Annotated in this window: 5 protein-coding genes; 4 read left to right on the forward strand and 1 reads right to left on the reverse strand. The window is 37.0% G+C overall.

Features of this window, described 5'->3' with window-relative positions:
* From V7147_RS01325 to V7147_RS01340, 4 genes are all read left to right on the forward strand, one after another.
* The coding region (locus V7147_RS01325) for a helix-hairpin-helix domain-containing protein (protein WP_335366058.1) at positions 1–610 on the forward strand (610 nt) is incomplete at its 5' end.
* A 61-nt stretch (positions 611–671) separates the two neighbouring features.
* Complete coding sequence (locus V7147_RS01330) at positions 672–1,241, forward strand: ComE operon protein 2 (protein WP_335366059.1); 570 nt, start codon at positions 672–674, stop codon at positions 1,239–1,241.
* Positions 1,204–2,598, forward strand: coding sequence for a DNA internalization-related competence protein ComEC/Rec2 (locus V7147_RS01335; RefSeq protein ID WP_335366060.1), 1,395 nt, complete (start codon positions 1,204–1,206; stop codon positions 2,596–2,598). The genes V7147_RS01330 and V7147_RS01335 overlap by 38 nt, the downstream gene beginning before the upstream one ends.
* A 143-nt stretch (positions 2,599–2,741) precedes the next feature.
* Positions 2,742–3,530, forward strand: a complete 789-nt coding sequence (locus V7147_RS01340) for a DNA internalization-related competence protein ComEC/Rec2 (RefSeq protein WP_335366061.1) — start codon at positions 2,742–2,744, stop codon at positions 3,528–3,530.
* A gap of 80 nt (positions 3,531–3,610) precedes the next feature.
* Here the strand turns inward: V7147_RS01340 and V7147_RS01345 are convergent, their stop codons facing one another.
* A complete protein-coding gene (locus V7147_RS01345; protein WP_116351544.1) occupies positions 3,611–3,745 on the reverse strand; it encodes a YqzM family protein in 135 nt (44 codons plus the stop codon).
* Positions 3,746–4,150: the final 405 nt, after the last annotated feature.

Genomic DNA, 4,150 nt, shown 5'->3' on the forward strand with positions numbered 1-4,150 from the left:
AATCATGAATTTTAAAGATAAAAAAATAAAATTAATATTTATGATCTGTGGAATTTGTCTTGTTATCTTTATCGTGTTCTATCAAATTTTCGGACATGAAACAAATGCAGAGCCGGACATTGAAGAAAATGAGCTGATGCTTGAACCAGTTGTTGAAGATGAACCCGTTGTGGAAGAGGCTGTTAAGGTCATTCTTGTGGACATAAAGGGGGCAATACATAATGAGGGTGTGTTTGAGGCTAAAGAAGGAATGAGGGTCAAGGATGTTGTTGAAATGGCTGGAGGGTTTACTGAAGATGCAGAACATAAGCAAGTAAATTTAGCCCAGCGGGTGGAGGATGAAATGGTCATTTATGTTCCGCGTATTGGTGAGGAGATCGAAATCGAGACAAGCAGTCAATTGCAAAAGAATGATGGGAAGGTATCGCTTAACAAGGGGACCCAGGCAGAACTTGAAACATTAACAGGTATTGGACCATCGAAGGCAGCTGCGATTATTGCCTACCGGGAAGAAAATGGACCTTTTAAACAACTTGAGGATCTTCTTCAAGTGAGTGGAATTGGCGAAAAATCCTTCGAGAAGATTAAGGAGCAGATTAAATTGAATTGACGACATATGCTGTTAACCGATAAAATAATTGTAAGATTTTGTTGAAGGGATGGGGGAAGTTTTGAATCGTATCAAATGGGATCAATATTTTATGGCTCAAAGTCATTTACTTGCTCTAAGAAGTACATGTACAAGATTAACGGTTGGAGCGACTATAGTTCGAGATAAGCGAATTATTGCAGGGGGGTATAACGGGTCTGTTTCAGGCGGTACACATTGCATTGATGAGGGATGCTACGTGGTTGACAATCATTGTATAAGAACCGTACATGCTGAGATGAATGCCTTATTGCAGTGCGCAAAATTCGGAGTTCCAACAGATAATGCAGAAATTTATGTAACGCATTTTCCTTGTCTCCAATGCACAAAAGCAATAATCCAGGCAGGAATCAAAGTTGTTTATTACGCGGAGGATTATAAAAATCATCCATACGCGATTGAACTTTATGAGAAATCAAATGTAATGGTTCAGAAGGTTCCCCTCCATGAAATGGTGATTGACTTAAAATCAAAAGAGAAATTAGAATTTGTCAATGAATTAATTGAGAAATTAACGGTTACAGGTGCGGAAGACAAGGAGATAAAGGCATTGCATGAACAAGCTGCTACACTTTTTTCAAATATCGGTTAATTTTATCAGAAAATATGGGGACTATTTACAAGGGAAGCTTGTCTATCTCGCTTTCTTTTCGGTATTAGGAATACTAGTCCCTCATACCTCTTTTTCTTGGTTTAGCATTCTTCTCACACTACTCTTATTAGGTTTTATCATTTTCCGCCACCATTTTTCTCTCGTTGTCCTCAGCATTATAACTCTGCTTTCCTTCATGTGTTTGTTCATCCTCGTTGACTCAAAAAATCAAACTAAACTAACACCTACGACAACTACAATAAAGGCCGAAATAGTAGCAACACCTGATATCAATGGTGATAGACTTTCCGTCACTGTAAACACTTTAAACGATGAAAAGCTACTGTTGGTTTATTACATCGAAACCGAAATTGAAAAAATTCAACTTAGTAAATCAGTACAAATGGGGTTAGTGTGTAACTTAAATGGAACTGTCAAAAAACCACAGGTTTCAAGAAACCCACATTCATTTGATTATCAGGAATATTTGTATTATCAAAAAATCCACTGGATCTTTGAGGCAAACACTTTAACTCCCGAAAAATGTTTTTCACAGGAACAGTGGTCATTGGGGCGATGGCTTTTAAAAATTCGTGAAGCTGGAATTCATCAAATCGATTCTCATTTTGAAGGGTCAACCGCCGGGATTATCCAAGCCTTAATTTATGGAGACAGAACAAATATAGAGACTGATATTGTAAATTCCTATCAATCACTTGGCTTGATCCATCTATTAGCTATTTCGGGGCTTCATGTAAGTCTTATGACAGGGATGTTTTATTTTTTATGTATTCGATTTGGGGTAACACGTGAGACTACCGCCATTCTTCTCCTATGTTTACTGCCAGCATATATCATCATTGCTGGGGGCTCTCCTTCTGTTATTCGCTCTGTGCTGATGTGTATGCTATTGCTCTCAACGATTATGTGGTGGAAGAAGAGTAGCATGCTTGATGTGATAAGTTTTGTTTGTATTTGTATGCTTGCGTTTAATCCGTATTATTTAATAAACATTGGTTTTCAATTATCCTTCATGGTTAGTGCATCTTTGATTCTATCCTCTAGAGCAATATTTAAACACTATCCCAATACATTTGCTTCCTTATTCGCAGTTTCATTTTTATCGCAAATAACCTCATTGCCCATTTTACTATTTCACTTTTTTGAGTTTTCGTTGTTAAGCTTACCCCTGAATATGCTGTACGTTCCTTTATATTCAGTAATTATTTTGCCGTTTGCTCTGTTCACAGTGTTTTTATTAGGAATATTTGAGCCGCTCGGCAAACTTTTTGCTGCTGTCTTATCTTGGATGATGGAAATATTAAATCAAGCCACAGTTTGGGCCTCGNNCTTATGATTTTGTACTGTGGAGCCATTTTTTATTTTTTAATTTATTGGGAGAAGAAAAAAGTCATTATTCAACGGGCACTTCTTGTGCCAATAGGGGTTTTATTTCTTCATGTAATCCTGCCATACATTAATCCATATGGAGAAGTCGCGATGATCGATGTTGGGCAAGGGGATAGTATCTTTATTGAACTCCCGTATCGAAAAGGAACTTATTTGATTGATACAGGGGGAACGATTCAATTTGAACGGGAAGAGTGGAGAAAAAGAAGGAAAGAATTTTCAACTGCAGATATCATTATCCCCTTTTTAAAATCTAAAGGAATACGCAGCATAGACAAGCTTATTATTACACATGGCGATCAAGATCATATCGGCGGTGCAAGAGATCTAGTTGAAAAAATAAAGATTAAGGAAATCGTCTTAGGTAAGAATAAAAAGAATACAAGCCAGGAAGAAAATCTGGTGAAAACGGCTACCAAAAAGGGAATTCATGTTCAAATAGTCGAACGTGGACAAGTGTGGAAGGAGGGTGAACACACATTTCATATACTTGCTCCGAAAGGAAATGAAACGAAGGAGAATAATAATTCCGTTGTCATTTATACGAAACTTGGTGGTCTAAACTGGTTATTTACAGGAGATATTGAAAAAGATGTGGAACTCGATCTCATCAGAACGTATAAAAATTTACGGATAGATGTATTAAAGGTAGGTCATCACGGGAGCAAAACTTCCTCAACGGAAGGTTTTGTCAAGCTTTTAAATCCTAAGGTCGCCTTAATCCCTGTCGGGGAAAGTAATAGTTTTAACCACCCGCATCCTGACGTCATAAAACATTTTAATAAAGAGAAGGTAAAAATTTACCGAACCGACAAAGATGGAGCAATTCAATATCGATATTTTAAAAATTCCGGAACCTTTATGCGCACCATTCCATAAGATACAGTAGAGAAAAGTACGAAAAAGAGACTGCACCTTAAAGGACAGTCTCTATTTTGACAGTATGTATTCTGCTGGTATTAAGCTCCGATAACCTTAATTAAAGTTGCGATAATGAAAATTGTAGCAAAGAAGCCAAATGATACAACGAATGCTACTCCAGCATCTACAACGTCATTTCGTGTGTTTTTAATATTCTTTTCAAATTCGTTCACGCCTAACCCCTCCTAAACAGTTATAGTATAGCCTAACTACCCAAAAAAATCTATATTTCATTTAAAATTTGGTTTTGTTTTACAAATAAAACAAACCGAATATGAAAACCCTTTTTCCTCTATTATCCGATACTCTTCCTTTATTAACAACACTTGTCACAAATAGTTCAAAAAACAAAGTGAATCCTAATAGTACATAAGCAAACAACTCCGTAGCGTTCCGATAACAAATATCATTACTCAACAAGTTACCCGGGGCTTGTTTGGTAGTGTTTCATATAGATTGGGAATTGGTAAAGTCCAATTCCCTTTACTTTATTCAGCGGGGGCTGAATAAAGTAAAGAGCCTCCGGCGGATGCCACAGATTTTCAAGGGAAAGTTTTCGAGCTTAAGATCAAAGACTA

The sequence above is a fragment of the Bacillus sp. JJ1521 genome (assembly GCF_036965165.1).
Lineage (GTDB): Bacteria > Bacillota > Bacilli > Bacillales > Bacillaceae_L > Ferdinandcohnia.

What these genes read in the sequence shown, in the direction of transcription:
- V7147_RS01340 (WP_335366061.1), top strand. Translation starts at nt 2,742, where the DNA reads ATGATCGATGTTGGGCAAGGGGATAGTATCTTTATTGAACTCCCGTAT.